The sequence below is a fragment of the Nocardioides ganghwensis genome (genome assembly GCF_014779655.1).
GTDB lineage: Bacteria > Actinomycetota > Actinomycetes > Propionibacteriales > Nocardioidaceae > Nocardioides > Nocardioides ganghwensis.
In genome coordinates, this window is the sequence record NZ_JACXYX010000009.1 from 97,982 (window position 1) to 123,599 (window position 25,618).

25 protein-coding genes are annotated in these 25,618 nt (G+C 73.5%); 14 read left to right on the forward strand and 11 right to left on the reverse strand.

Annotation, left to right across the window (positions count from 1 at the left end):
* The first annotated feature begins 1 nt into the window (after nt 1).
* The 4 genes from IEZ24_RS12440 to IEZ24_RS12455 are packed head-to-tail and all read left to right on the forward strand — an operon-like array spanning nt 2 to nt 4,351.
* Nucleotides 2–2,026 carry a molybdopterin oxidoreductase family protein gene (locus IEZ24_RS12440; protein ID WP_129454172.1) on the forward strand — a complete coding sequence of 675 codons (2,025 nt, stop codon included), beginning with the start codon at nt 2–4 and terminating at the stop codon, nt 2,024–2,026.
* Nucleotides 2,019–3,407 (forward strand): FAD-dependent oxidoreductase, encoded by a 1,389-nt coding sequence (locus IEZ24_RS12445; RefSeq protein WP_129454173.1) that lies wholly within the window; start codon nt 2,019–2,021, stop codon nt 3,405–3,407. The genes IEZ24_RS12440 and IEZ24_RS12445 overlap by 8 nt, the downstream gene beginning before the upstream one ends.
* 33 nt (nt 3,408–3,440) lie before the next feature.
* Nucleotides 3,441–3,911: a hypothetical protein gene (locus IEZ24_RS12450; protein ID WP_129454174.1), complete on the forward strand. Its 471-nt coding sequence runs from the start codon at nt 3,441–3,443 to the stop codon at nt 3,909–3,911.
* Between the two features lie 41 nt (nt 3,912–3,952).
* Nucleotides 3,953–4,351, forward strand: coding sequence for a VOC family protein (locus IEZ24_RS12455; protein WP_129454175.1), 399 nt, complete (start codon nt 3,953–3,955; stop codon nt 4,349–4,351).
* Between the two features lie 142 nt (nt 4,352–4,493).
* Here IEZ24_RS12455 and IEZ24_RS12460 read toward each other — a convergent pair whose 3' ends face one another.
* On the reverse strand, nt 4,494–4,916 hold the full coding sequence (locus IEZ24_RS12460) for a GNAT family N-acetyltransferase (protein WP_207206738.1): 423 nt from the start codon (nt 4,914–4,916) through the stop codon (nt 4,494–4,496).
* A 67-nt stretch (nt 4,917–4,983) separates the two neighbouring features.
* On the opposite strand from IEZ24_RS12460, the gene IEZ24_RS12465 reads away from it, so the two are divergent.
* Nucleotides 4,984–5,451, forward strand: coding sequence for an SRPBCC family protein (locus tag IEZ24_RS12465; protein WP_129454176.1), 468 nt, complete (start codon nt 4,984–4,986; stop codon nt 5,449–5,451).
* Here IEZ24_RS12465 and soxR read toward each other — a convergent pair.
* Entirely contained in the window at nt 5,448–5,927 is a 480-nt protein-coding gene (gene soxR / locus IEZ24_RS12470) for a redox-sensitive transcriptional activator SoxR (protein WP_129454177.1), read from the reverse strand. The two genes, IEZ24_RS12465 and soxR, sit on opposite strands and share 4 nt — an antisense overlap.
* Nucleotides 5,928–5,977: 50 nt before the next feature.
* On the opposite strand from soxR, the gene IEZ24_RS12475 reads away from it, so the two are divergent.
* Both IEZ24_RS12475 and IEZ24_RS12480 read left to right on the forward strand, forming a co-directional pair.
* Nucleotides 5,978–6,679 carry an SDR family oxidoreductase gene (locus IEZ24_RS12475; protein ID WP_129454178.1) on the forward strand — a complete coding sequence of 234 codons (702 nt, stop codon included), beginning with the start codon at nt 5,978–5,980 and terminating at the stop codon, nt 6,677–6,679.
* On the forward strand, nt 6,676–7,725 hold the full coding sequence (locus IEZ24_RS12480) for an S-adenosylmethionine:tRNA ribosyltransferase-isomerase (protein ID WP_129454179.1): 1,050 nt from the start codon (nt 6,676–6,678) through the stop codon (nt 7,723–7,725). Before IEZ24_RS12475 ends, IEZ24_RS12480 begins: the two co-directional genes overlap by 4 nt.
* Nucleotides 7,726–7,756: 31 nt before the next feature.
* Here the strand turns inward: IEZ24_RS12480 and IEZ24_RS12485 are convergent, their stop codons facing one another.
* The 4 genes from IEZ24_RS12485 to IEZ24_RS12500 all read right to left on the reverse strand — a co-directional run bounded on the left by IEZ24_RS12485 (nt 7,757) and on the right by IEZ24_RS12500 (nt 12,877).
* Nucleotides 7,757–9,823 (reverse strand): elongation factor G-like protein EF-G2, encoded by a 2,067-nt coding sequence (locus IEZ24_RS12485; RefSeq protein ID WP_129454180.1) that lies wholly within the window; start codon nt 9,821–9,823, stop codon nt 7,757–7,759.
* A 118-nt stretch (nt 9,824–9,941) separates the two neighbouring features.
* Nucleotides 9,942–11,135, reverse strand: coding sequence for a phosphoglycerate dehydrogenase (serA, locus tag IEZ24_RS12490; protein WP_129454181.1), 1,194 nt, complete (start codon nt 11,133–11,135; stop codon nt 9,942–9,944).
* A 70-nt stretch (nt 11,136–11,205) separates the two neighbouring features.
* Nucleotides 11,206–12,123 carry an NAD(P)H-hydrate dehydratase gene (locus IEZ24_RS12495; RefSeq protein ID WP_129454182.1) on the reverse strand — a complete coding sequence of 306 codons (918 nt, stop codon included), beginning with the start codon at nt 12,121–12,123 and terminating at the stop codon, nt 11,206–11,208.
* Complete coding sequence (locus IEZ24_RS12500) at nt 12,116–12,877, reverse strand: histidine phosphatase family protein (protein ID WP_129454183.1); 762 nt, start codon at nt 12,875–12,877, stop codon at nt 12,116–12,118. The genes IEZ24_RS12495 and IEZ24_RS12500 overlap by 8 nt, the downstream gene beginning before the upstream one ends.
* A gap of 191 nt (nt 12,878–13,068) precedes the next feature.
* Here IEZ24_RS12500 and IEZ24_RS12505 point away from each other — a divergent pair, with 191 nt between their 5' ends.
* Both IEZ24_RS12505 and IEZ24_RS12510 read left to right on the forward strand, forming a co-directional pair.
* Nucleotides 13,069–13,932 carry an MEDS domain-containing protein gene (locus IEZ24_RS12505; RefSeq protein ID WP_129454184.1) on the forward strand — a complete coding sequence of 288 codons (864 nt, stop codon included), beginning with the start codon at nt 13,069–13,071 and terminating at the stop codon, nt 13,930–13,932.
* Complete coding sequence (locus IEZ24_RS12510; RefSeq protein ID WP_129454185.1) at nt 13,929–14,849, forward strand: sensor histidine kinase; 921 nt, start codon at nt 13,929–13,931, stop codon at nt 14,847–14,849. The genes IEZ24_RS12505 and IEZ24_RS12510 overlap by 4 nt, the downstream gene beginning before the upstream one ends.
* 22 nt (nt 14,850–14,871) lie before the next feature.
* On the opposite strand, the gene IEZ24_RS12515 is transcribed toward IEZ24_RS12510, so the two are convergent.
* Together IEZ24_RS12515 and IEZ24_RS12520 are read right to left on the reverse strand one after the other, a co-directional pair.
* Nucleotides 14,872–16,284: an ATP-binding protein gene (locus tag IEZ24_RS12515; RefSeq protein WP_129454186.1), complete on the reverse strand. Its 1,413-nt coding sequence runs from the start codon at nt 16,282–16,284 to the stop codon at nt 14,872–14,874.
* Nucleotides 16,281–17,939: an FAD-dependent oxidoreductase gene (locus IEZ24_RS12520; protein ID WP_129454187.1), complete on the reverse strand. Its 1,659-nt coding sequence runs from the start codon at nt 17,937–17,939 to the stop codon at nt 16,281–16,283. Before IEZ24_RS12520 ends, IEZ24_RS12515 begins: the two co-directional genes overlap by 4 nt.
* Before the next feature lie 246 nt (nt 17,940–18,185).
* Between IEZ24_RS12520 and IEZ24_RS12525 the strand changes: the two genes are divergently transcribed.
* The 4 genes from IEZ24_RS12525 (at nt 18,186) to IEZ24_RS12540 (ending at nt 22,046) form a co-directional block, all read left to right on the forward strand.
* Nucleotides 18,186–18,854, forward strand: coding sequence for a hypothetical protein (locus IEZ24_RS12525; RefSeq protein WP_129454188.1), 669 nt, complete (start codon nt 18,186–18,188; stop codon nt 18,852–18,854).
* Between the two features lie 122 nt (nt 18,855–18,976).
* Nucleotides 18,977–19,942, forward strand: a complete 966-nt coding sequence (locus tag IEZ24_RS12530) for an NAD-dependent epimerase/dehydratase family protein (protein WP_129454189.1) — start codon at nt 18,977–18,979, stop codon at nt 19,940–19,942.
* Nucleotides 19,943–19,975: 33 nt separating this feature from the next.
* A complete protein-coding gene (locus IEZ24_RS12535) occupies nt 19,976–21,343 on the forward strand; it encodes a TrkH family potassium uptake protein (protein ID WP_242498415.1) in 1,368 nt (455 codons plus the stop codon).
* Nucleotides 21,336–22,046: a potassium channel family protein gene (locus tag IEZ24_RS12540; protein ID WP_129454190.1), complete on the forward strand. Its 711-nt coding sequence runs from the start codon at nt 21,336–21,338 to the stop codon at nt 22,044–22,046. The genes IEZ24_RS12535 and IEZ24_RS12540 overlap by 8 nt, the downstream gene beginning before the upstream one ends.
* Here IEZ24_RS12540 and IEZ24_RS12545 read toward each other — a convergent pair.
* Both IEZ24_RS12545 and IEZ24_RS12550 read right to left on the reverse strand, forming a co-directional pair.
* Nucleotides 21,946–23,271 carry an MFS transporter gene (locus tag IEZ24_RS12545; RefSeq protein WP_165356021.1) on the reverse strand — a complete coding sequence of 442 codons (1,326 nt, stop codon included), beginning with the start codon at nt 23,269–23,271 and terminating at the stop codon, nt 21,946–21,948. The two genes, IEZ24_RS12540 and IEZ24_RS12545, sit on opposite strands and share 101 nt — an antisense overlap.
* A gap of 2 nt (nt 23,272–23,273) precedes the next feature.
* Nucleotides 23,274–24,380, reverse strand: a complete 1,107-nt coding sequence (locus IEZ24_RS12550) for an RNA polymerase sigma factor (RefSeq protein ID WP_129454191.1) — start codon at nt 24,378–24,380, stop codon at nt 23,274–23,276.
* 125 nt (nt 24,381–24,505) lie between these two features.
* On the opposite strand from IEZ24_RS12550, the gene IEZ24_RS12555 reads away from it, so the two are divergent.
* Nucleotides 24,506–25,231: a phosphatase PAP2 family protein gene (locus IEZ24_RS12555; protein WP_129454192.1), complete on the forward strand. Its 726-nt coding sequence runs from the start codon at nt 24,506–24,508 to the stop codon at nt 25,229–25,231.
* Here IEZ24_RS12555 and IEZ24_RS12560 read toward each other — a convergent pair.
* Nucleotides 25,144–25,542, reverse strand: a complete 399-nt coding sequence (locus IEZ24_RS12560; protein WP_129454193.1) for a DUF1304 family protein — start codon at nt 25,540–25,542, stop codon at nt 25,144–25,146. The genes IEZ24_RS12555 and IEZ24_RS12560 overlap by 88 nt on opposite strands.
* Nucleotides 25,543–25,618: the final 76 nt, after the last annotated feature.

Sequence of the window (25,618 nt, forward strand, 5' to 3'; positions counted from 1 at the left end):
GATGGCGACCGAGACCCACTGCCCCTACTGCTCGCTGCAGTGCGGGATGCGGCTGACCGGCCGGCGGGCACCCGAGGTGTCGGCGTGGGAGGAGTTCCCCGTCAACGAAGGCGCGCTGTGCCGCAAGGGCTGGTCGGCGGCCGGGCTGTACGGCGGGCGCGAGCGGATCACGTCGCCGCTCGTGCGCGACCGGGAGACCGGCGAGTGGTCGGCGGTGACGTGGGACGACGCGCTCGACCGGGTGGTCGACGGGTTCCGCGCGGCGCAGGCGGCGAAGGGGCCGGACGGTGTCGCCATCTTCGGGGGCGGCGGGCTGACCAACGAGAAGGCGTACGCCCTCGGCAAGCTCGCCCGGGTCGCGCTCGGCACCTCGCAGATCGACTACAACGGCCGCTGGTGCATGTCGTCGGCCGCGTCGGCGGGCATCCGTGCCTTCGGCCTCGACCGCGGGCTCCCGTTCCCGCTGGCCGACGTCGAGGAGGCCGACGTCCTCGTGCTCGTCGGCTCCAACCTCGCCGAGACGATGCCCCCCGCCGCGCGGCACCTCGACCGGCTGCGGGAGCGGGGCGGTCGCGTGGTGGTGGTCGACCCGCGGCGTACGCCGACCGCCGACCGGGCCGACCTCCACCTCCAGCCGGTGCCGGGCACCGACCTCGCGCTGGCGCTCGGGCTGCTGCACCTGCTCGTCGCCGGCGGCGCGGTCGACGAGGCGTACCTCGCCGAGCGGACGACCGGCTGGGAGCAGGTCCGCGACTCGGTCGCAGCCTGGTGGCCCGAGCGGGTCGAGCGGGTGACCGGGATCGACGCGCACGAGGTGCGCGCCCTCGCCGCGATGCTCGCCGGCTCGCCGCGGGTCATGGTCCTCACCGCCCGCGGCGCCGAGCAGCACTCGACGGGCTCCGACACCGTGCTCGCCTGGATCAACGTCGCGCTGGCGCTGGGCATGGTCGGCAGGCGCGGCGCCGGCTACGGCTGCCTCACCGGGCAGGGCAACGGCCAGGGCGGTCGCGAGCACGGCCAGAAGGCCGACCAGCTGCCCGGCTACCGCCGCATCGACGACCCCGCGGCCCGCGCCCACGTGGCCGGGGTGTGGGGCGTGGAGCCCGACTCGCTGCCCGGCCCCGGCCGGTCGGCGTACGAGCTGCTCGACGCCCTCGGCACGCCCGACGGGCCGTCGGCGCTGCTGGTGCTGGGCTCCAACATCGTCGTCAGCGCGCCGAACGCCACCCACGTCACGTCGCGGCTGGAGTCGCTCGACCTGCTCGTGGTGTGCGACATCGTGATGTCGGAGACCGCGGCGCTCGCCGACGTGGTGCTGCCCGTGACGCAGTGGGCCGAGGAGACGGGGACGATGACCAACCTCGAGGGCCGCGTGGTCCTGCGCCAGAAGGCGATCACGCCTCCGTCGGGCGTGCGGTCGGACCTCGACGTGATCGCCGGGATCGCCGAGCGGCTCGGGTCGACGGCGTCCTTCCCGACCGACCCGGAGGAGGTCTTCGCCGAGCTCGGCCGGGCCTCGGAGGGCGGGCCCGCCGACTACTCCGCGATCACCTACGACCGGATCCGCGCCGAGCACGGCGTGTTCTGGGGCGGCGAGCGGCTCTTCGGGGAGTCCTTCGCGCACCCCGACGGTCGCGCGCGGATGCTGGCCGTCGAGCACCGCGGTGCCGCGGAGCAGCCGTGCGCGGACTACCCGGTCCACCTCACGACGGGGCGGGTGCTCGCGCAGTACCAGTCCGGCGCGCAGACCCGGCGCACGCGGTCGCTGCCCGACGACGGCCCGTTCGTCGAGCTGCACCCGCTGCTGGCCGGACGCCTCGGCGTGGCGACGGGGCAGTCCGTACGCGTCGCGACCCGCCGCGGCCAGATGACGGCCCCGGCGAGGGTGGTGGCCACGATCCGGCCCGACACGGTGTTCGTGCCGTTCCACTGGGTCGGCGCCAACCGGCTCACCAACGACGCCCTCGACCCGGCCTCGAGGATGCCGGAGTTCAAGGTCTGCGCGGCCTCGGTGGCGCATGCCTGAGCGCATCCTCGTGGTCGGCGGCGGCATGGCCGCGGTCCGCCTCGCCGAGCACCTGGCGGACGACGACCGGTTCGCGGTGACCGTCCTGGCCGACGAGCCCCACGCGCCGTACAACCGGATCCTGCTCTCGGCCGTCCTCGAGGGAACCCACGCGCCGTCCGCGCTGACCCTGCGCTCGGAGGCGTGGTTCGCCGACCACGGCATCGAGCTGCGGCTCGGTGCGCGGGTGCTCGAGATCGACCGCGAGGCGCGCGAGGTCGTCCTCGTGGACGGGGAACGACTCGCATTCGACAGGCTCGTCCTGGCCTGCGGATCGATCCCCACGCTGCCCCCGATCCGCGGACTGGTCCGGCGCGACGGCACGCTGCACCCGAAGGTCCACGCCTTCCGCTCGCTCGCCGACTGCCGCCGGCTCGACGAGGCCCTCACGCCCGGCACTCGCGCGGTCGTCGTGGGCGGCGGCCTGCTCGGGCTGCAGGTCGCCCGCGCGCTCTCGGTCCGCGGCCTGCAGACCGAGGTCGTCGAGGGCGCCGACCACCTGCTCGCCAGCCAGGTCGGCCCCGGGGCGGGGCGGGTCCTCGCGCGCGACCTCCGGCGCCTCGGCACCGAGGTCTACACCGGCGCCCGCGCCGTACGCCTCACCGACGACGGACTGCAGCTCGACAACGGCTACGTCCTCCCGACGGACCTCGTCGTCCTCACCGCCGGCGGCCGCCCGTCGACCGCGCTCGCCCGACGGGCAGGGCTGATGGTCGCACGCGGCGTGGTGGTCGACTCCACCCTCACCAGCGTCACCGACGACCGCATCCACGCGATCGGCGACTGCGCCGAGCACCGCCGGCGTACGACCGGGTTCGTCCCGCCCGCGTGGGAGCAGGCGGAGGTGCTCGCCCGCGTGCTGCGCGGCGAGGACGCGGCGTACGACGGCCGGCGCAGCGTCGCGCGGCTGCGGGCCACCGGGCTGGAGGTCGCCGTGCTCGGCGACCCGGAGCACGCCGAGGGGGAGATCGTCGAGATGTCGAACCCGATCGTCGGCTCGCACCGCCGGCTCGTGGTGCACGGCGGGCGGATCGTCGCGGCGGCGCTCGTCGGCGACCTCTCGCGCGTCGGGCTGATCACCCAGCTCTACGACCGCGGCACCCTGCTCGGACCCGACGAGCCCGGCCAGCTCCTGCTGCCGGAGGCGGCGGACGCTCCGACGCCCCTGCCCGACGAGGCCGAGGTCTGCGCCTGCGCCGGGGTGAGCGCGGGCGAGATCCGCGCCTGCGGCACGGTGGGGGAGTGCGTCGACCGGACGCGCGCGACGACCGGCTGCGGCGGCTGCGCCGACGTCGTACGCCGCCTGGTCGGGAGCAGCCCGACGCCGGTCGCCGTCGGCTGACAACTTCCGGGCGCCCGGCCTCGTCCCACCCCCATGCTCGCCAGGACCGTGCTCACCAGGATCGTGCTCACCAGGATCGTGCTCGGCGTCGCCGCGGTCGTGCTCGGCTTCCTCGGCGGGGTGCAGGTGCAGCAGGTGGTGGCCGCGTCGGGGGAGCCGGAGCCGGTGGCCCGGGCGATCGACCCGCGGGCCCACGCCGACGAGATGACCGACGAGGTCGTCTTCGAGGACTGCCCGCGTCTCCCCGCCGCGCCGCCCTACCCGGTCAACGAGAACGGGATGACCTACGGCGCCGGCGCCGGCGTCGACGAGGACGACCCGGGGCCGGACCTCGTCGCTGCGTACGGCAGCAACGGCCGTTGCGGCTTCGTCCGCGCCGATGACCTCCCCCAGCCGGCCAGGACCCTCGACCAGGAGCTGGCGAGCCCCAGCCCGGAGGGCCAGGACGTGCCGCTCTACGCGCAGGACGGCGTGACGGTGATCGGCGAGCTCCGCCGCGGGTAGGCCTTGACCTCAGGTGCACCTGAGCCGCGACGATCGTCCCCATGACCGACGTCCAGGAGTTCCGGATCACGCTGACCGTCGACGACTTCGACGCCGCCGTACGCCTCTACCGCGACGCGCTCGGACTGCCCGAGGTCGCCGACTGGAGCAGCGATCGGGGCCGCGTGCTGCTGCTCGACGCGGGCCGCGCGACCCTCGAGCTCTTCGACGAGGCGCAGGCCGCGATGGTCGACGACCTCGAGGTCGGGCACCGGGTCTCGGGCAAGGTCCGGTTCGCGCTCCAGGTGCCGGACGCGGACGCGGCCGCCACCTCGCTCGTCGCGGCAGGCGCCACCCCGGTCGCGCCGGCTGTGGACACGCCGTGGGGCGACCGCAACGCCCGCGTCGCCGCGCCGGACGGGATGCAGCTGACGCTGTTCACGCTGGGCGAGGAGCCCTGACCCGAGGTCGAGCCTGAACTTCCACGCGTACGGGCGGAACTTCATCCCGCCCCACGCTCGAGGGGCGCAAGCTCGCCTGAACTTCCACGCGTGCGGGTGGAACTCCATCCAGGAGGCCCGCGCCCCCCCCCGGGCATGCACCTCACGTCGCTGGCGGCGTCCTGATCATCCACATGGTGGGGTCGGGCAGCGGCTCGAACCCGAAGCCCGCGTAGACCTCGTGCGCGTCGCGAGTCGCCAGAAGGATCCGCCGTATGCCGAGCGGGTCCAGCGTCTCGGTGACGGTCGCAACCAGCCGCGTCCCCAGCCCGCGGCCGCGGTGGTCGCGGTCGACGTACACGTCGCACAGCCAGGCGAAGTTGGCGTGGTCGGTGACGACGCGGGCGTACGCCACCTGCCGCCCGTCGCCGGCGAACGCACCGAAGTTGAGCGAGTGCTCGGCGGCCGTGCCCACCGCCTCACGTGTGCGGCCGAGCGACCAGCAGGCGTCGGTGCTGAGCCACTCGTGGACGAGGTCGAGGTCCATGTCGGCGAGGTCGGTGCGGATCTCGTAGGCATCGCTCACGGGTGCATCATCGCCGACGTGCTGGACCGGTCTTGTCCGGCGGCCGGGGCGGGTCGATCATGAGGAGATGGCCGAGGTAGAGCTCGAGATCCAGCGCACCGTGCCGGCACCCGTCGCCGAGGTCTTCGCCCGCCTCGCAGACATCGAGGGCCACAACCGCTGGGTGCCCGGCAGGGGCAGCATCCTGCGAAGCTCACGCCAGACGTCGCCCGGACCCGTCGGGGTCGGCACGACGTACGAGGACGACACCCGCCTGGGCCGCACGCCCGGCGAGGTCGTCGAGCACGACGCGCCCCACCGGCTGGTGTACCACTGGTGGGACGCCACCTCCTCCGGCCGGGTGAAGATGGAGGGCTGGCCGGGGTACACGCTCGAAGCCGTGGGGGAGCGGGAGACGCTGGTGCGTCACGACGCGCGGCTGAGGGCCAACGGGATCTACGCGTTCGGCAAGCCGCTGCTGCGCGTCCTCGCGCGGCGGGAGCGGACGGCCACCCTGGAGGCGCTGGTCAGGTCGTTCGAGAAGCCCACCGGTTAGCCGGAGGCCCGCTTCGTCGGGTGCGGTCGCCGCAGCGAGTCCGGCAGCAGCCGCGCCCCCGCGCCGTCCTCGCCGTGGACGTCGTCGGGGTTGGAGAAGGCGCACGACCGCAGGCTCAGGCACCCGCAGCCGATGCAGCCGTCGAGGCCGCCCTTGAGCCGTTGGAGGGCGGCGATCTGCTCGTCGAGGCGACGTCCCCAGTGCCGCGAGATGCGGTGCCAGTCGGCCTTCGTCGGCGTGCGGTTGCCGGGAAGGCGGCCGAGCTCGTCCCGGATCTCCTCGATGCTGAGCCCGACGTTGGACGCCGCGCGGATAAAGGCGAGACGGCGCAGCACGCCCCGCTCGAACCGCCGCTGGCCGCCGCCGGAGCGGTGCGCCTCGATGAGCCCCTCGGCCTCGTAGTAGCGGATCGCCGAAGCCGCGAAGCCGCTGCGCCGCGTGATCTCGCCCATCGGCAGGAGGTCCTTGGCATCCATCCGACATCACCCCTTGAACTCAAGTTCACTTCAACTTGAACCATGGTGCCATGACTGACAAGACGACAGCAGCACGGGTGGCACTGGTCACCGGGGGATCGGCCGGCCTCGGGCTGGCCCTGTGCAGGGAGCTCGCGGGCCGGGGGTGGAGGGTGATCACGGACGGCCGCAGCGAGGAGAAGTTCAAGGAGGCCGATCTCCCTGACGCGGTGACCGTCGTGGTGGGCGACCTCACCGATGCCGACCACCGGCAGGCGCTGGTCGGCGAGGTGTCGGCGTACGGCCGGCTCGACCTGCTGGTGCACAACGCGAGCACGCTCGGCCCGCTGCCGATGCGACCGCTGGCCGAGGTGGACATCGCCGACCTCCAGCAGGTCTGGCGGACGAACATCGGCGGACCGCTGGTCCTCACCTCGGCGCTCCTGCCGTGGCTGCGGGAGGCGAACGGCGTGCTCCTCTCGATCAGCTCGGACGCCGCGGTCCACCACTACGAGGGGTGGGGCCTCTACGGCGCGAGCAAGGCGGCACTCGACCACGTGACGCTGACCTACGGTGCCGAGACCGGGTTGCGGGCGTACGCGGTCGACCCCGGCGACATGCGGACGGCGATGCACCAGGACGCCTTCCCCGGTGAGGACATCTCCGACCGGCCGCTTCCGGAGACCGTGGTGCCGCACCTCGTGGCGCTGCTGGACGAGCGACCGGCGTCGGGCCGCTACCGGGCTGCGGACCTCGGAGGTGACGTCCGATGACGCTGCTCCACGAGACCCCGCACACCCGCTTCGAGGCGTCGTCGTTCGCACCGCAGCCGCCCGAGGCGCGGGGGCTCGCCCGCGACGAGGTGCGGCTGCTGGTCGCGACACCGGACGGGATCTCCCACGGTCAGTTCCGCGACCTGCCCGACCACCTGCGCGCGGGGGACGTACTGGTCGTGAACACCTCCGCCACCGTCGCCGCCGAGGTCGACGCCGACCTCGACGGGCGCGCCGTCGTGCTGCACGTCGCGCACCGCCTCGATGACGGCGACAGCGTCGTGGAGCTGCGCACGGCTCCCGACGCTGCGCGCGCCGTGCTCGACGCGAGCGCCGGGGCGGTCGTCCGCGTGGGGGACGTACGCCTGACCCTCCGCGCGCCGTGGCCGGGCGGGGCGTCGTCGCCGACCGGCTCCGGCAACCGGCTCTGGCGCGCCTCGGTCCGCGGGGACCTGGACCGGCAGCTCGCGTGGAACGGGCGGCCGATCTCGTACGGCTACCTCGACCGCCGCTACCCGCTCGCGGACTACCAGACCGTCTTCGGCACCCGTCCGGGCAGCGCCGAGATGGCCTCGGCGGGGCGACCGTTCACCCCCGTGCTGGTGACCCGCCTGGTGACCGCCGGCGTGCAGCTCGCGCCCGTCACGCTGCACACCGGCGTCTCCTCGCAGGAGGCAGGTGAGGCGCCGGGGCCGGAGTGGTTCGAGGTGCCCGCGACGAGCGCGCGGGTGATCAACCAGGCGCGGGACAACGGCGGCCGCGTCGTCGCCGTGGGCACCACCGCCACCCGTGCGGTCGAGTCGGCCGTCCTCGGCCGGCACGTCGTCGCCAGCCGGGGCTGGACCTCGCGCGTGGTCTCGCCCGCCCAGCCGCCGCGCGTCGTCGACGGCCTGGTCACGGGCTGGCACGACCCGATGGCCTCGCACCTCCTCCTCGTCGAGTCGGTCGCCGGGCCGCGCCTCACGCAGGCGGCGTACGACGCGGCAGTGGCCGAGGGCTACCTCTGGCACGAGTTCGGGGACTCGGCGCTGCTCCTGCGCAGGTGAGCGACGGAGATGGTCCGGGCCGGGAGAGGGATCAGGCGATCCCGTCCGGAGCCCGCTCGTAGTGGGCGAACGCGCGCGTGAAGGACGCGGACCCGTGGGTCAGTGAGCGCAGCTCGACGGAGTAGCGGCGCAGCTCGAGCTGTGGCACGTGCGCCCTGACCACCACCATGCCGGGGCGGTCGGCGGGCTCGCTGCCGAGGACCCTTCCCCGTCGCGCGGACAGGTCGCCCATGACCGTGCCGACCAGGGAGTCGTCGACCAGCACCTCCACCTCGTCGACCGGCTCGAGGAGGCACGTCCCCCCACGCGTCGCAGCGTCGCGCAGCGCCAGCCCGCCGGCCGTCTGGAACGCCATGTCGGAGGAATCGACGCTGTGGGCCTTGCCGTCGGTCAGGGTCACCCGGAGGTCGACCATCGGGTGCCCCGTGTCGACCCCGCGACTCATCTGCGACCGGACGCCCTTCTCGACCGAGGGGATGAACTGCCGGGGGACCGCACCGCCGACGACGCGGTCGACGAACTCGAAGCCGCTGCCCTGCGGCAGAGGTTCGACCTCGATGGAGCACACGGCGTACTGGCCGTGCCCTCCGCTCTGCTTGACGTGCCGCCCGTGCCCGGTGGCGGGCCGCGCGAAGGTCTCCCGCAGCGGCACGAGGAGCTCGACCTCCTCGACGGCCACGCCGTAGCGGTGCGCAAGTCGGTCGAGCAGCACGTCGGCGTGGGCCTCGCCCATCGTCCACAGCACGACCTGGTGGGTCTCGGGGTGGTGCTCGACGCGCAGGGTGGGGTCCTCGGCAGCAAGGCGCTGAAGTCCCGGTCCGAGCTTGTCCTCGTCGCTTCTGGTGAGGACCTGGATCGCCACGGGCAACGAGGGGTCGGGCATCTGCCACGGCTGCAGCACCAGCGGCGTGTCGACCGGGGCGAGGGTGTCGCTGGTCTCGGCCCGCCTCAACCGGCCGATGGCGCAGATGTCGCCCGCAATCACGGCCGGAGCCGGTCGATGGGTGTTGCCCAACGGCACCGAGAGGGTCCCGATCCGCTCCACCTCGTCGTGGTCCGGATGGCTCGACGCCGTGTCGTCGTCGGGAGCCCAGGCCGAGCGGTGCCCCGACACGTGGACGCTTGCGTCCGGCAGCAGGGTCCCGGAGAACACCCGGACCAGGCTGACCCGCCCCAGGTAGGGATCGGTGGTCGTCTTGACCACCTCCGCGACCAGCGGACCGGACGGGTCGCACTCGATCTCCGGGCCCGGCCCGCCAGCGGGGGTGTAGACCGGCGGCGTCCGGTGCTCGAGCGGTGAGGGGAAGGCGGACACGATGAGGTCGAGCAGCTCCCTGGCTCCCACACCGCTCATCGCGTCGACGGGGACGACCGGGTGCAGCGATCCCCGAGCGACTGCGAGCTCGAGGTCTCGGACGAGCAGGTCGGGGTCGACCTGCTCGCCGCCCAGGTAGCGCTCCATCAGGGTCTCGTCCTCGGACTCCTCGATGATGCCCTCGACGAGCGCCGCCCGCTGCTCCGCGTGCCCGTGGTCGTCGGTGAGCAGACCGACGAGACGACCGCCTTCGTGCAGGTGGACCGGCAGCACCCGGTCGCCGAAGGCGCTGCGCGCCTGGGCCACCACGCCGTCGACGTCGGCGCGGGCGTGGTCGAGCTTCGTGATGACGACCACGCGGGGCATGGCCACGTCGGCGCACTCGCGCCAGAGCGCCCGCGTCGGCTCGTCGACGCCCTCGTTCGCGGCGATGGCGAAGAGAGCACAGTCCGCAGCCCGCAGGCCTGCCCGCACCTCGCCGACGAAGTCGACGTACCCGGGCGCGTCCAGCAGGTTCACCTTCACGCCGTCGTGCACCAGCGGTGCGAGGGCGAGCGCGACTGAGCGCCGCTGACGGTGCTCGATCTCGTCGAAGTCGCACACCGTGGTGCCGTCCTCGGTGCTCCCGGCCCGGTTCAGCACACCGGCCTCGACCAGCAGCCGTTCGACGAGGGTGGTCTTCCCCCCACCCGCCGCACCCACGACCAGGACGTTGCGGATCGCCTCCGGCCGGGTCGCGACCGGAGGGCCCTGGCTCACACTGCCACCGGCCTCCTTGCTCACCGCGACGACTCCTCCCCCTCGGTACGACGGTGCGAGTGTCCGCTCACTGTTCACCCGATCGATCGCGCGAGGCAAGTGCCAGCGGCAGCGTGTCCTCAGCCCGGCGGAACGACCTGCGTCACCAGGTGCGCGCCCACACGCAGTGCTCGGAGCGCCGCAGGTCGTCGATGGCCTCGGCGGACAGGGGCTCCGACGCGTCGGTGATCACGTAGCCGAGGTGGTCCCGGGTCGACAGGTGCTGACCGATCACGTTGTCGCCGGCGTCCGCGAACACCGCGTTGAGCCTGGCCAGCACGCCGGGAACGTTGTGGTGGAGGAAGCCCAGCCGGTGCCCTTCGTCCAGGGAGGGCGGGAGGACCTGCGGGAGGTTGACCGACAGCGCCGTGCTCCCGTGGAGCGTGAAACCGGCGAGCTTCTCCGCCACGAACCATCCGATCTCCTCCTGCGCCTCCTGGGTCGACCCGCCGACGTGAGGGGTCAGGATGACGTTGTCGAGCCCGCGCAGCACCGACTCGAACGCGTCGCCCTGCGCCTTCGGCTCGACCGGGAACACGTCGACCGCCGCACCTGCGACGTGGCCGGACACCACATGGCTGCGCAACGAGTCGTAGTCCACCACCATGCCGCGCGAGGCATTGATGAACAGGGACCGTGGCTTCATGGCCGCGAACTCCTCGGCACCGAAGAGGCCTGCGTTCCCGGGCCGGCCGTCGACATGGAGGCTGACCACGTCGGCGCTCTCGAGCAGCTCCGCGAGCGACGCCATCCGGCGCGCGTTGCCGTGGGCCGGACGATCCGCCTTGTCGTAGAAGATCACCCGCATCCCGAGCGCCTCGGCGACGTTCGACAGCTGGGTGCCGATGTTGCCGTAGCCCACGATCCCCAGCGTCCGGCCCCGTACCTCGTGGCTGCCCCGTGCTGACTTGTCCCACACGCCGTCGTGCATCCGTTGCGTCTTCTCGGGCAGCCGTCGGGCCAGCGCGATGATCTCGCCGATCACCAGCTCGACCACGCTCCGCGTGTTGGAGTACGGCGCATTGAACACACCGACGCCCTGCTCCGCGGCCGCGAGCAGGTCGACCTGGTTGGTGCCGATGCAGAAGCAGCCGATCGCCTCGAGGGCCGGAGCCGCCTCCAGGACCCGTCTGGTCACCGTCGTGTTGGATCGGATCCCGAGCAGCTGGACGCCGTCGAGCGACTCGATCAGCTCAGCCTCGGGCAAGGCTCCTGAGCGCACCTCCACCTCGTAGCCTCGGGACCTCAGGACCTCCTCGGCCGTCGGGTGGATGTTCTCCAGGACCAAAGCCTTCATGCCGACACGGTAGGGCAGGGGCCGAGACGCCGGTCGCCGGCTGTCGGTGGGCCGGTGACCCGCAGCAGTCTCAGTCCCCACCGAGCGACCGCAGCACGTGCGGGAGCTCGGCCGTGATCTCGTCGGCGAGGTAGCCGATACGGCCCCACCGAGCCGCCAGCACGTCGCCGGCCGCCGCGTGGACGTGGGTGGCCCAGACCGTCGCCTGCACGGGGCTCGCCCCGCGGCCGACCAGCCCCACCAGCGCCCCGGAGAGCACGTCCCCGCTGCCGGAGGTGCCCAGGCCGGTGTCGCCCGTCGAGACGTGCCACAGGCCGCCGTCCGCCGCGACCCAGGAACCACAGGTGACCACGGCGTCGAACCGTGTGGAGACCCGGGCCGTGGCCCGGGCGAGGTCCTCCTCGTCGACCTCGTCCACGTCGAGGAGGCGAGCGAGCTCGCGGGTGTTGGGGGCCAGGACCAGGCGTCCACCCAACGCCTGGGCCGACTCGCGGTCGAGGTCGGGCAGGGCGGTGGCGGCCGCGGCGTCCAGCACGACGGGGAGGTCGTCGGGTAGCACGCCGGCGATCTCCGCCAGCAGGCGCACGGTTCCGTCGCCGCCCAGGAGTCCCGGACCGACGAGGACCGCGTCCGCCCGCCCGACCTCGTCCTCGAGCAGCGTGGCGACCCGTTCGCCGGTGACGGAACCCCGCTCGTCCTGGGGAAGGGGGAGGGTGCCGCAGACGGGCAGGGCCACGGCCAGCTGCGTCGCCACCCCCTCTGCCGTCGCCACGGTCAGCCGGCCCGCACCCATCCGCAGCGCTGCCGTGCCGGCGAGGATGGCCGCGCCCGGCGTCGTGCAGGAGCCCCCGACCACCAGCACCTGGCCACGTGCGTACTTGGTTCCTGCCGGCTCGGGCAGCGGCCAGGAGCGCAGCAGGTCCGCGGTCACCACCCGCGGTGAGTCGGGGCTTCCCCCGGTCGTGGCCTCGTCACGGGCGTCAGGCATCGTCGTCCTCCACCTCGGCGTCGGCACCCGGCTCGTCCGTCACCTGCACGTCGTCCTCCCTGAGGTGCTCGTCGACGTTGTAGTCCGTCACGTCCCAGCCGGTGGCGGAGTCCGGGTTGCTCCGGAGACGACAGATGGCAGCGTTGCCGAGCGCGTTGTCGCGTGCGCGGGCGAGCACCTGCTCCTCGTCGAGCCCCTCGGCCACGTAGCAGAAGAGCAGCAGCACGACGTCGTGCCCGGTGACCAGGACCCGCTGGTGCTCGGTGGTGGCCAGGTCGGTCAGCACGGCGCGGACGCGCAGGGCCACGTCTGCCCAGGACTCTCCGCCGAGCGGGCGGTAGTAGAACTTCCCGAGCCAGTCGCGTCGCTCGGCCTCCTCGGGGTACGCCGCCCGGATACCGGCTGCCGTCAGCATGTCGGTGACGCCCATGTCGCGATCGCGCAGTCGCTCGTCGACGCGCTGGTCGAGGTCCAGGCCGGCGACCTCGAGGGCGACCTCGGCGGTCTCGCGGGCGCGCCGGTAGGGACTGCTCCACACCACTTCGGGCCGCTGGTCCGCGGGCAGCGCGGACAGCCAGCGACCGATCGCAGCCGCCTGCTCGCGGCCGGTCTCCGACAGGGTGACGTCGGGGTCACGTGCGGGTACGTCGATGCGCTCGAGGCCGTCGCGTTGAGCGGCCTCGGCGGCGACGTTGCCCTCCGACTGGCCGTGGCGGACGAGGATCAGCTGGGTGGACTGGTCGTGCTGTGGCATCGGGCCTCCGGTCGGAGTCTGGTGCGGCCCCCGTCGTCACGTACGCGGGTGGGGCGCCGCTCGGTCACCTGCGCCCAGTACCCAGATCTCGGCGAGTCGGTCGCCGGTCCCCGCCTCCCGGGTGGGCCGGACCCGAGAACCTGCGGTGAAAGTGTGGACTCCGGGGTCCGGTCCCCGCCTACAGTGAGCGGATGATTCTCGGGACGCACCGCGCGCCTTCCGACCTCGGCTCGATGGAGCCAGGCACGCACCTGTGCGCGCTGGAGCAGGGCAGCGCACGGCTCGACCGGGTCGCCGCGACGTTCGTCGCCCAGGGCCTGGCGGCCGGCGACCAGGTGCTCTACATCGCCTCCGAGCAGGAGGTCGGCGAGCTCCTCCGGGTGCTCCCCGGGAACCTGGACGCGCGGCAGGCGGTCGGGACCGGCCAGCTGATGACGAGCTCGTTCGGCGACGCCTACGGCTCGTCGAGGCCCGAGGACCTCGCGACCGTCGCGGACGGCTTCCGCGCCGCGGCCGGACTGGCGCGCAAGCGAGGCTTCCCGGGGCTGCGGGTGGCGGCCCGGATGGATCCGCTGGCCGACCTGCTGGGCTCGTTCGACGAGGTCGTGGAGTGGGAGCGGATGGCGGGCGGCCTGCAGCGCGAGCTCGAGGTCAGCTCGGTCTGCCTCTACGACGCCGGCGCGCTCGTCGAGGGGCAGGGCGCGGCCCTCGCGTCGGAGCACGACGGCCTGGCCCCCGACCTCGACGTGCCGCCGATCGCCACCTTCCTCGCCGTCGACGAGCCGTGGGGGCTGCGGGTCACCGGGGAGGTCGACGTCTCCAACCGCGACCTCCTCCACCGGATGGTCCAGTCTCGGGCCGCCGTGGTGCCGCGCCTGCGCCTGGACCTGGCCGGGTTGACGTTCGCCGACGTCGGCACCGTCGCGCGCCTCCGCTCGATCGCCGCCGCACTGCCCGACAGCGGATACCTCGTCCTCGCGCAGGTGCCCGCCGTCGTACGCCGCATCCTGGACGCCACCGGACTCGGGCACGACAGATTGAGGCTGGAGCCATGAGCCCGTCCGCCACCCACACGAGCATGTTCTACGGGACCGACCGCGACTACGCCGCGGAGGCCGGCGGGTTCCTCCGGGACGGGCTCGAACGGGGCCACCGCACCCTCGTCATGGCGCCACCGTCGCGGACCGAGCTGCTCCGGTCCGAGCTGGGCAACGACGCCGACGAGGTGACCTTCGTCGACGACTCGATCGCCTACGCGCCGCAGTGGAACGCCTACCGCGTGCTGCTCGACTTCGCCGCCGCAGCCCCCGACGTGCGCTCGTGCGTGATCGCCGAGCAGCGATTCGGGCGACGGACCCCGGCCGAGCTGGTCGATTACCGCCGGCTCGAGTCCGCCATCAACCTCGTCTTCGCCGAGCACCCCGTCGACCTGCTGTGCCCCTACGACACCGCGCTCCCGAGCGACCTGCTCGACATCGCGGTGCACTCCCACGGCGGGATGCGCCGGGGCGGATCGGTGGCGGCCAACCCCGGCTTCCAGGACCCGCTCGCGATGCTCACGGACCTGTCCGCGGTGGCCGTCCCGCCCGTGGGGTCCACGACCCTCGACTGCACCCAGCACTCCGACGTCGCGCTGGTGCGCCGGTCGGTCCGGGCACGCGGTGCCGAGATCGGTCTGGACGCCGACGTGGTCGCCGACGTGGTGCTGGCCCTCACCGAGGTGCTGACCAACGCGCTGCTGCACGGTTCGCCCCCGGCACTGGTGCACCTCTACGACGAGGACGGGATGTGGGTCTGCCACGTTCAGGACGGCGGCGGCCCGCCCGTGGACGTGCTGTCCGGGGTGGTCCCGCCAGCGCAGCCGGCAGACCACGGCTACGGGCTCTGGCTCGCCCGCCAGCTCGTCTCCGCCGTCGACGTCGGCAGCAACCCGACCGGCACCCACGTCCGTCTGCACACGCGGAGGCCGTGACCCGGGCGTACGTCGGCCGGCGTCAGGCCGATGCGTCGAGCGGCAGCCGCACCCGGACCACGGTCCGGCCGGGCGCGGAGTCCACCTCGAGGGCGCCGCTGTGCCGCTCGACCACGATCCGCCGGGAGATGTCGAGGCCCAGGCCCGTCCCCCGGCCGACCTCCTTGGTCGTGAAGAACGGCTCGAAGGCGTGGGCGGCGACCTCCTCGCTCATCCCCGGACCGGTGTCGCCGATCTCGACGACCACGTGGTGCGCGTCGGCGTACGTCCGCACGGTGAGCGTGCCGGCCCCGTCCATGGCGTCGACGGCGTTGTCGACGAGGTTCGTCCAGACCTGGTTGAGCTCGCCCGGGTTCGCGGTCACGGTCGGCACCGAGTCGTCGTACTCCCGCACGACGGTCACGCCGTCGCGCAGCTTGTGGCCGAGCATGATCAGCGTGCTCTCCAGTCCGTCGACGACGCGAACGGCCTGGACGGCGGCGCGGTCGACCTGGGAGTAGGACTTCACGGCGGAGACGAGGTCGGAGATGCGCCGGGTGGCGTTCTGCGCCTCCGCGATGAGCGCCGACGTCGTCACCGAGCTCGCCACCCACTCGAGCCCGGCCTGGAGCGCGGCGCCCGGCAGGGACGAGGCGGCGTGGTCGAGCCACTCGGGCGCGACCCCGGCGCCGGCGAGGGCCGGCGCGATCACCCATCCACGATCGACGCCGTGCTCCTCGAGCCAGTCGGTGAGCTGCTCCTCGAGGTCGGCGAGGGCGACGCCGGTCGGCGCCGCGGCGGGGTCGATCGAGCGGCGGAGCTCGTCGAGGGCGACGAACTGGGGCGCCGAGATCCCCACCCCGGCGAGCCGCTGGAGCGAGGCGAAGACGTCGTCGCTCGACTGCTGGAGCGCGCCGACCGAGCGGACCGCTGCCGAGGCCGGGTTGTTGATCTCGTGCGCGAGGCCGGCGGCGAGGGTGCCGAGCGCGACGAGCGCCTCGCGCTGGCGGGCGTTGCTCTCGATGCGCCGGGCCGTGCCGATGAGCCCGCGGAGCAGGTGGACGGCGAAGGGGAACCAGTCCTGTCCGATGCGACGGAGCTCCGACGCCGGCAGCCGGAACACCCTGCTCTGCTCCATCACCCGCGCCGAGCCCATGTAGATGCCGTGCTCGTCCCAGGCGCGGAAGCCACCCGCCCACTGGCCGGCGTCCTCCATGGTCGCCATGATCGCCTCCTCGTGGCCGATCCGGCGGACGAGGTCGATGCGGCCGGACAGCAGCACCCACCAGTCGTCGGCCGGTCGGCCCTCGTCGAAGAGGCGGGACCCCGGCTCGTACGACTCCTCCCACCCGGCGGCCGCGAGCTCGGCCACCTGGGCGTCGGTGAAGCCGTCGAGCATCGGGACGGCGCGCAGCTCGCCGGCCAGCGTCTGGTCGGGGGTCGGCTCGGGGGTCATGTCGTCGCCAGGTAGCGGTGGACGAGGTGGACCGACATCGCGCCCTCGCCGACGGCGGACGCGACGCGCTTCATCGAGTCGCGGCGCACGTCGCCCGCGGCGAAGACCCCGGGCACGCTGGTCTCCAGGGCGAACGGTCCTCGCTCCAGCGGCCACCCGCCGTCGGCCGGGAGGTCCGGCCCGGTGAGCACGAAGCCGCGGTCGTCGCGGGAGACGACGTCGCCCAGCCAGTCGGTGCGTGGTGCCGCGCCGATGAAGACGAAGACCCAGCCGGTCTCGACCTCCTCGACCGCGCCCGCGCCCCGGTCGCACAGGGAGATCGCCTCGAGGTGCCCGTCGCCGCGGGCACCGACGACCTCGGTCCGCAGCCGCACCTCGACGTTGGGCGCGGTCATGATCCGCCCGACGAGGTACTGCGACATCGACGACTCCAGCGAGTCGCCGCGCACCACCAGCACGACCCGGCGGGCGTAGCGGGCGAAGTTGAGCGCGGCCTGCCCGGCCGAGTTGGCCGCGCCGACGACGTACACGTCCTCACCGGCCGTCTGCGGCGCCTCGCCCGCGCTGGCGCCGTAGTAGAGGCCGCGACCGACCACCTCGTCGAGGTCGGGTGCGCCGAGCCGGCGGTACGACACCCCGCTGGCGACCAGGACCGCGCGGGCCTCGATGTCGGTGGAGCCGTCGAGCAGCACCGCTCGCACCGGGCCGCGGGTCTCGAAGCCGACGACGTCGCGCGCCAGCACCATCTCCGCGCCGAACCGCGCCGCCTGCGCCACCGCCCGGTGGGTGAGGTCGGCCCCCGACAGGCCCTTGGGGAAGCCCAGGTAGTTCTCGATCGACGCGCTCTGGCCGGCCTGGCCGCCGGGCGCGTCCCGCTCGACGACCACCGTCGACAGCCCCTCGCTCGCGGCGTACACCGCTGCCGCGAGACCCGCCGGACCGGCGCCGACGATGCACAGGTCGTAGAGCGGGCGCTCCGCCCGGGTGCGCAGGCCCAGCGCGTCGGCGAGCTCGACCGTGGTGGGGGAGCGGAGCGCCGTCCCGTCGGGCAGGGCGACCACCGGCACGTCGTCGACACCGGCACCCGCGAGCTCGAGCAGCCGGGCCGCCTCCCCGTCCGGCTCGCCGCCGTCGACCTCGAGCCAGCGGTAGGGCACGTGGTTGTGGGTGAGGAAGGTCTTGACCTCGACCGTCCGCTCGGACCACCGGTGTCCCACGACCCGCACCTCGGAGTCGCGGTCGGGGTGGTCGTTGGCCCAGTCGCGCAGGAGGTCGTCGAGCACGGGGTAGAGCCGGTCCTCGGGCGGGTCCCACGGCTTCATCAGGTAGTAGTCCAGCGCGATGTCGTTGATCGCGCGGATCGCGACATCGGTGTCGGCGTACGCCGTCAGGAGCAGCAGCTTGGAGTCGGGCGACTGCTGGCGCACGGCCTGCAGCACCTCGATGCCGGACATCCCGGGCATCCGCTGGTCGGAGACGACCGCGGCGACGGGCCGGTCCTTGAGCAGCTGGTCGGCCAGGACCTCGAGCGCCTCCGGTCCGGACGTGGCGCGCAGGACGCGGTAGTCCTCGCCGTAGCGCTGGCGCAGGTCCCTCACCACGGCAGCCACCACGGCCGCGTCGTCGTCGACCGCGAGGATGGCGGGCTTCGCCATCGGCACCTCCCCCACTCGACACCGGCAGAGCGTCGCCGTCCTCGGACGCTACTGCCGTCCGGGCGGCGCCGACAGGGTGGTCGAGACCAGCTTGACCGCACGTCGGACCACGACCGTGCGGCTGGGAGCCGGGCTGGTCCGTGGCCGACGCGCGGCGGACCGGACATCCGCCTGCGAGGCCTAGGGTGGAGGGAATTCTCGTGGACGGTGCGTCCGGTCGCCGGTCGTCACCGAAGGAGGTCAACGATGCAGCTGTACGCGGTGATCGTCCCGCCTCCGGGCGTGGTGCAAGGCGCTCTCGAGGCAGCAGGTGACCTGCTCCCGCCGGCGCCGGCCGTCCCCGAACAGCCGAGTCGCCGCCTCCTGGACCGGCTCCTCGCCCGTCGGCCGGTCGAGCCTCCCGCCACGCCCGTCGTCGCCGTGGTGCCCGCCGCACCGGAGTCCGTCTTCGTGCGCCTGGCGAAGTTCGGCAACGTCACCGCGACCGATGCCGAGGGTCTGGCCAGGGCGCTCGACGCGGTGGCCGGCACGTGGCGGGCGCCCGTGCTGCGCGTGAGCGGGGTGCGCGTGGCGGAGGCCCACCCGTTCGAGGTCACGGCCCAGCTCGACGGCGACGTCGACGCCCTGCGGGAGATCTACCGCAACATCAACGAGGTCGCTCGGCTGCAACGGTTCTTCCTCGACCGACGCAGCTTCCGCAGCGAGCTCCCGCTGGGCTCGCTCGATCTCGAGGACGGGGCCGCGGCGCCTGACGGCATCGCCGGCAGGGAGGCGCCCCACGAGGGTGCGCGCTGGTCGCCGTCCCACGTGACGCTCCTGCGTACGTCCTTCACCGCCGGGAGGACCTTCGCGGAGGTCGCGCGGGTCGAGCTGGCGCACGGCGCCGAGGAGGCGGGCGCCCTCACCGGAGCGTGAGGGGCTCGACGGGCGCGGTGCGAACCCTTCGCGCCGGCGGACCTCCGGCCCGCCGAAAGGGTGGTCGAGACCAGTCCCGCCGGGGGTCGGTGCCGGGCGTCGAGGAGGATCATGATGCTTCCATGCGCTACGCCATGACCGGAGCCACCGGCTTCCTCGGCGGGGAGCTCGCCCGCCAGCTGCTCAGCTCGGGACACGACGTGGTCGCGCTGGTGCGCGACCCCGCCAAGGCCACCGCCCTGCACGACGAGGGGATGGAGCTGGTCGTCGGGGACCTCGACGACCTCGCTGCGCTCGACCGTCTCCTCGAGGGGAGCGACGGCTTCTTCCACGTGGCGGGTTGGTTCAAGCACGGCAGGCGCGAGCACGAGACGCTGCGTCGCGTCAACGTGACCGGCACCCGCAACGCGCTGGAGGCGGCCTCTCGCGCCGGGGTGCGCACGGTCTACACGAGCTCGACCGCGATCAACTCCGACACCGGCGGGCAGGTCCACGACGAGACGTACGTCCACTCCGGCCCGTGGGCGAACGAGTACGACCGGACCAAGGCGGAGGCGCACCGGATCGCCCAGGGGTACGCCGCACGCGGCCTGCCGCTCGTCATCGTGATGCCGGGCGCGATCTACGGACCCGGCGACACCGGCAGCACCCTGGGGCAGCTGACCCGCCAGATCATCCGGGGACGTCCCGTCCTGGGGCCGAGGGACGGCGCGATCTCGTGGGTGCACGTCGCCGATGCGGCGCGGGGACACGTGCTGGCGATGGAGAAGGGGGTCGTCGGCGAGTCCTACATGCTGGCCGGCGAGCGGGCGGCGTACGGCGAGGTCCTGGGGCTGGTCGCCACGGAGGCCCGGAAACGCGGCCCGATCCTGCTGCCGAACCGCCTCATCGGGGTGTTCGCCGCGATGACGGCGCCCGTCGAGCGCCTGGTGCCCGTCCCGCAACCCCTGACCGCCGACGCCGCCCACGCCGGCATGGCCACCTACTTCGGGGACGGCACCAAGGCGGAGAAGGAGCTGGGCTGGACGTCCCGGCCGCTGCGCGAGGGCATGCTCGACACGGTCCGTGCCGAGATGGCTGCCGCGTAGGGCTCGCCGGAGGGTGTGCCCTAGCCTCGGGCTGTGACGGCTTCGCTCGTACGGGCCCTGCGCCGCGACGGCGGCCCGTGGCTGCGGCACCCCGCGCAGGTGGTGGTGGTCGCCTTCGCGCTGGCGGTCCTGGCCGGCACGGCCCTGCTGATGCTGCCGCAGGCGCGGACCGAGCAGGTCGGCGCGCCGTTCGTCGTCGCGCTCTTCACCTCCACCAGCGCCGTGTGCGTCACCGGGTTGGTCGTCGTGGACACGCCGTCCTACTGGTCGACCTTCGGCGAGGTCGTCATCCTCGGCCTGATCCAGGTCGGGGGCTTCGGGATCATGACCCTGGCGTCGCTCCTCGGGCTGCTGGTCTTCCGTCGCCTGGGGCTGCGCTCGCGGCTCAGCGCCGCGGCCGAGACCAAGGCGACCGGCCTGGGTGATGTCCGGACGGTGGTGAAGGGCGTCGTGGCGATCAGCCTCCTATTCGAGGCCGTGACGGCGGTGCTCCTCACGCTCCGGTTCGCCTGGGGGTACGACGAGGAGTGGGGCCACGCGGCCTACCTCGGGGTGTTCCACTCGATCTCCGCCTTCAACAACGCCGGGTTCGCGCTCTACAGCGACAGCCTCATGGGGTTCGTGTCCGACCCGTGGATCTGCCTGCCCATCGCCTTCGCCGTGATCGCCGGCGGACTCGGCTTCCCGGTCTGGCTCGAGCTCTACCGCCGCTTCCACCCGACGTGGGCCTGGAGCATGCACACCCGGATGACGCTCGCCGCCACGGCCGTCCTCCTGGTCCTCGGCACCGTCTTCGTGACGGCCAGCGAGTGGGACAACCCCGCCACCCTCGGCGCGCTGAGCACCCCGGACCGCCTGCTGGCGGGCTTCTTCCAGGCCGTGATGCCACGCACGGCCGGGTTCAACAGCCTCGACTACGGCCAGATGCACGAGGGCACGCTGCTGGGCACGGTGATCCTCATGTTCATCGGCGGCGGCTCGGCGGGCACGGCCGGTGGCATCAAGGTGACGACCTTCGTCCTGCTGTTCTTCGCGATCCTGGCCGAGGTGCGCGGGGAGTCCGACGCCACGGCCTTCGGTCGCCGGATCGACCCGCGTGCGGTCCGCCAGGCGTTGACCGTGGCGCTGCTCGCGGTGGGCGCCGTGGTCGCCTCGACGCTGCTCGTCCTCCAGCTGGCCGCGGTGTCGACCGAGGACGCCCTGTTCGAGGTGGTGTCCGCATTCGCCACCGTCGGGCTCTCGACCGGCATCACCGCCGACCTCCCGACGGCAGCCCACCTCGTCCTCGTCGTCCTCATGTTCGTCGGGCGTCTCGGACCCATCACACTGGTCTCGGCGCTCGCGATGCGCGACCGCTCGCACCTGCACCGACTCCCCGAAGGAAGGCCCCTCATTGGCTAGGAACGACTCGCAGGGCGTCGTCGTGGTCGGTCTCGGCCGCTTCGGCCGCTCGCTGGCGCTTGAGCTCACCAAGGAGGGCGTCGAGGTCCTCGGCGTCGACGCCGACCCCCGCGTCGTACGCTCCCTCGCCGGCCGGCTGACCCACGTCGTGGAGGCCGACTCGACCGACCTCGATGCCATGCGCGAGCTGGGCGTGGCGGAGTTCGACCGGGCCGTCGTGGGCGTCGGCACCAACCTCGAGGCGAGCATCCTGTCGGCGTCGGTGGTCCTCGAGCTCGGCGTCCGCAACCTGTGGGCCAAGGCGATCAGCAAGGCGCACGCGCGCATCCTGAACCAGATCGGCGTCCACCACGTCGTCCGGCCCGAGCACGACATGGGCAAGCGCGTCGCGCACCTGGTCACCGGCCGGATGATCGAGTACATCGAGTTCGACGACGGCTACGCCTTCGCCAAGACGCGGCCTCCGCGCGCCCTGATCGGCCGGAGCCTGGGCGGCTACGGCGTCAGGCAGGCGTACGGCATCACGGTGGTCGGGGTGAAGCCGTTCGGCGAGGACTTCACCTATGCCACCCCCAGCACCGTCCTGCGCGAGGGTGCCGAGATCATCGTCTCGGGCCCGAAGGCCGCCGTGGAACAGTTCTGCGCCCTCGAGTACGACGCGGGGCCGCGCACCGAGCGGAGGAGCCCCGGCCGGCCCTGGTGACCTCGGCGCGGTCGGGTCCCACGAGCGCGAGCACGACGACGCCGGACAGTCCGACCAGGACGGAGGCGAGGTCGAGGGCCGGCAGCAGGCCGACCAGCTCGCCGACCAGCTCGCCGACCACGCCGCCGACGACCGCGCCGAGCAGGCTGGCCAGCCACACCGTGGCCTGGAGCGACCCGAACACCCGGCCGCGGAGGTGCTCGGGCGTGCGTTCCTGGGCCAGGGTCTCGACGCCGACGGACGAGGCGACCGCCGTGACGCCTCCGACCGCCGACAGCGCGACCGCCACCCACAGGTGGGGGAGGTTGAAGCGCAGCAGCAGCACGAGACCGGCCACGAGCGACCCCCAGCCGATCAGGGTCCGGGCGGACGCCCGTCGACCGATGCCGCCCACCACGAGCGAGCCGAGGATCCCGGCGAGGGACGACGTCGTCGTCAGCAGCGCGACCGCCCCGACTCCCTGCCCGAGCACGTCGGTGACCCACGGGACGAAGAGCGGGTCGAGCATCGTGCCGCCGAAGGTCATCAGCCCGAAGACCACGAACAGCACCGCGATCGCCCGGTCCTGCCGCACCACCCTCAGTCCGGCCAGCCACTCCGCCCAGAAGCGGGCGAGGGCCGACTCCGCCTCCACGAGTCCGGGACCGTCGTCCGGGGACCCCGCGGTCGGGGTCATCAGCGCGACCAGCCCCGCCGCCAGGAGGAACGTCAGGACGTCGACCACGACCACCGCCTCGAGGCCGAGCGTGGCCAGGAGGACGGCGCCCAGGGGCGTGCCGACCAGCCTGCCCAGACGGTTGTTGAGCACGTTCGACGCGTTGGCCGCCACCAGCTCGTCCTCCCCGACCAGGCTCGGCAGCAGCGCCGACTCGGCGGGCTGCGAGAAGGCGGCGAGCGCCGACTGCGCGGCGGCCACGACGTAGACGACCACGAGCGCGCCGTCGGCCACCAGCAGCAGGGCGGCGACCACGGCGGCCTGCAGGAGGTTGGTCACCACGAGCAGGCGGCGGCGGTCCCAGCGGTCGACGAACACGCCCGCGAACGAGCTCAGCACGATGGACGGGACGAGCTCGGCGGCGACCATCCCGGCCGTCGCGAGGACCGAGCCGGTCTGGACGTAGACGACGTACGGCAGCGCGGTCGCCAGCACCCAGTCGCCCGCCACGGAGACGAGCCCGGCGAGCCAGAGGAGACCGAAGTCGCGCCGTCGCAGGACGGCGAGCACGCCTAGCCGTTCGCGGGCGCGTCGACGTGGACGACGCGCAAGGTGCGCTCGAGCACGACGACCCCGACGCGCGGCGTGCCCTCGGCGGTGCCGAGGGCGACCACCTTCGCCTCGTGACCGTCGCGCACGACCTCGCGCACCGGCAGGGTGCGGAGCGAGGGGTCGCGGCGGCGGGCCTCGCGCACCTCCGGCAGCGCCAGCACCATGCCGGCGACGGAGCTGTTGACCGCCTCCCCGCAGGCGGCGCACTCGACGAACCAGCCGCGCCGCACGGGCCACGGCTCGGCGGTGTCGCGGACGTACCGCCGGGGGGTGACGGGCCGGTCGCAGCGCACGCAGCGCGGCGACTCGTGCGCCCAGTAGGAGTGCGTCCACGCCGCGACCCTGGACTGGAGCGCCGTGGGACGCCGGGCGTCCCCGACCAGTGCCGAGAAGGCGGGCGCGTCGAGGGGCAGTCGGGAGGAGAGTCCACCGCCGTCGCACCGCCGGCAGCGGAAGGCGACCTCGGTGTCGTCGCGCCGCATCTCCATGCCGGTGCGACCGCAGTCGGCGCACGGCAGCCTGGTCGTGCGCCAGCCCGCGTCGGCGCCGGTCCACCCGGCGGCGTCGTCGGCGTACTCGGTCTCCAGGAGGTGCCGTAGCCTCGCCCGGCCCCGGCTGATCCGCATCGAGACCGCATCGGTCGTCGTGCCGAGGCCGGCGGCGATCTCGGCGTGGCTCAGCTCGTCGACGTAGTGGCCGACCAGCGCCGCGGCTGTCGGCCCCGGGAGCCGGCCGAGCGCGCGCTCGAGCAGGTCGACCACCTCCGCGCGCTCGAGGACGTCGTCGAGCGCCACTCCCCGGTCCGGCAGGGTGTCGGCGGGGACCGAGCGGTCCGCCCCCCTCGCGCGGAGCCACCGCCGGCAGACGTTGCGCGCGATCGCGCCGAGCCAGGCGTCGGCGCCGGCCGGCTCCACGAGCCGCTCGCGGTGGCGCCAGGCCTCGAGCAGCGCCTCCTGGGCCACGTCCTCGGCAGCGGCGGGGCCGAGGAGGGCGGCACACAGGCGTACGAGGCGGGCGCGCTGGGCGGTCGTCCAGAGCGGGGGCGTCGGGTGCAGGATGCCGGTCACGAGGTCTCCTCAGGTGCGTGGATGACCACTGATCGCGCCGACAGCGGCCGGACCAACGCACTTTTCCGACGAATTGTCCGTCAGGGGTGAGGACGGACGCACCCGTTTCGGTGCACTCTCTGGCCGTGACCGAACCGAGCCGCCGTACGGCCGCACGCATCCTGGCCCTCGCCTGGGTCGCCCTCGTCGCGGCCGCCCTGGCCCTGGGCTGGCTGATCACCGGGCCGTTGTCGTCCGTGGTCGAGCCCCCCGACGACCGGTTCGTGCGGTGGCTGGCCTCGCACCGCACGCCCGGCCTCGACACGGCCGCGGCCGCGGGCAGCCACGTCGCGGACACGATCGTCGGCGTGGGCCTGGCGCTCGTGGTCGCACTCGTCGCCGCGAGGGCGAGGCGTTCGTGGCGCCCGGTCGTCTACTTCACGGTGCTGGTCGCCGGCTACCTCGCGCTCTACGTGCTCGTCACGCACGTCGTCCCGCGCGACCGCCCACCGGTGGAGATCCTCGACCCGGGCCTGGTCCCCGACCACAGCTATCCGTCCGGCCACATGGCGACCGCGATCCTGGTCTACGGCGGCATCGCGCTCTGGGTCGCCTGGGTGCGGCCGGAGTGGCGGCGCTGGACCTGGCCGCTGTTCGTGGTGCCGCTGGTCGTCGCCCCCTCGCGTCTCTACCAGGGTGCGCACCACCTCACCGACGTCCTCGCCAGCGTGGTCTTCGCGACCACCTGGCTCGTCGTGGTGAGCCGCGTGCTCCTCGTGCCCGGTCAGAGGGCCAGCGACACCAGGGCGACCGCCGGGAGCACGGACGACGCGACCGTCCCGCGGACGCTCCCGCCGCGAGGGAGCCAGTAGCCGAGCAGGTCGGCGACCGCCATCGCGAGCGACGACAGCAGCATGTAGGTCAGCACGGTGACCACCACGGCGGTGCCGACGGTCTCGTCGCCGCGGTTGACGATCCAGAGCCCGACCAGCCCGCCGACGCCGGCCAGCGCGTTGCGGGCGCCGATGCAGAACGACCACAGGTGCACGTGGGCGATGCCGTGCGGCTCGATGCCGAGGAACCGCTGCACCCACGGCCGGTCGACCAGGAACGCCTCGAGCGGGAAGACCGCGATCAGCACGACGGACGCCACGGCGGTGCAGGCCTGCGCGAGGACGTCCATCACGCCACGCGCACGGAAGGAGATCGGGTCATGACTGCTCCCAAGGTGGTCAGTTTCTCTGACCATGATGGTCAGT

Bases quoted from the DNA above. Each gene is read 5' to 3' on its own strand.
- IEZ24_RS12455 (WP_129454175.1), top strand. From the start codon at position 3,953: ATGACCGACGTCCAGGAGTTCCGGATCACGCTGACCGTCGACGACTTC.
- IEZ24_RS12560 (WP_129454193.1), bottom strand. From the start codon at position 25,542: ATGGACGTCCTCGCGCAGGCCTGCACCGCCGTGGCGTCCGTCGTGCTG.
- IEZ24_RS12450 (WP_129454174.1), top strand. From the start codon at position 3,441: ATGCTCGCCAGGACCGTGCTCACCAGGATCGTGCTCACCAGGATCGTG.
- IEZ24_RS12445 (WP_129454173.1), top strand. From the start codon at position 2,019: ATGCCTGAGCGCATCCTCGTGGTCGGCGGCGGCATGGCCGCGGTCCGC.
- IEZ24_RS12515 (WP_129454186.1), bottom strand. From the start codon at position 16,284: ATGACCCCCGAGCCGACCCCCGACCAGACGCTGGCCGGCGAGCTGCGC.
- IEZ24_RS12530 (WP_129454189.1), top strand. From the start codon at position 18,977: ATGCGCTACGCCATGACCGGAGCCACCGGCTTCCTCGGCGGGGAGCTC.
- IEZ24_RS12520 (WP_129454187.1), bottom strand. From the start codon at position 17,939: ATGGCGAAGCCCGCCATCCTCGCGGTCGACGACGACGCGGCCGTGGTG.
- IEZ24_RS12505 (WP_129454184.1), top strand. From the start codon at position 13,069: ATGATTCTCGGGACGCACCGCGCGCCTTCCGACCTCGGCTCGATGGAG.
- IEZ24_RS12495 (WP_129454182.1), bottom strand. From the start codon at position 12,123: ATGCCTGACGCCCGTGACGAGGCCACGACCGGGGGAAGCCCCGACTCA.
- serA (WP_129454181.1), bottom strand. From the start codon at position 11,135: ATGAAGGCTTTGGTCCTGGAGAACATCCACCCGACGGCCGAGGAGGTC.
- IEZ24_RS12500 (WP_129454183.1), bottom strand. From the start codon at position 12,877: ATGCCACAGCACGACCAGTCCACCCAGCTGATCCTCGTCCGCCACGGC.
- IEZ24_RS12510 (WP_129454185.1), top strand. From the start codon at position 13,929: ATGAGCCCGTCCGCCACCCACACGAGCATGTTCTACGGGACCGACCGC.
- IEZ24_RS12475 (WP_129454178.1), top strand. From the start codon at position 5,978: ATGACTGACAAGACGACAGCAGCACGGGTGGCACTGGTCACCGGGGGA.
- IEZ24_RS12440 (WP_129454172.1), top strand. From the start codon at position 2: ATGGCGACCGAGACCCACTGCCCCTACTGCTCGCTGCAGTGCGGGATG.
- IEZ24_RS12465 (WP_129454176.1), top strand. From the start codon at position 4,984: ATGGCCGAGGTAGAGCTCGAGATCCAGCGCACCGTGCCGGCACCCGTC.
- soxR (WP_129454177.1), bottom strand. From the start codon at position 5,927: ATGGATGCCAAGGACCTCCTGCCGATGGGCGAGATCACGCGGCGCAGC.
- IEZ24_RS12525 (WP_129454188.1), top strand. From the start codon at position 18,186: ATGCAGCTGTACGCGGTGATCGTCCCGCCTCCGGGCGTGGTGCAAGGC.
- IEZ24_RS12480 (WP_129454179.1), top strand. From the start codon at position 6,676: ATGACGCTGCTCCACGAGACCCCGCACACCCGCTTCGAGGCGTCGTCG.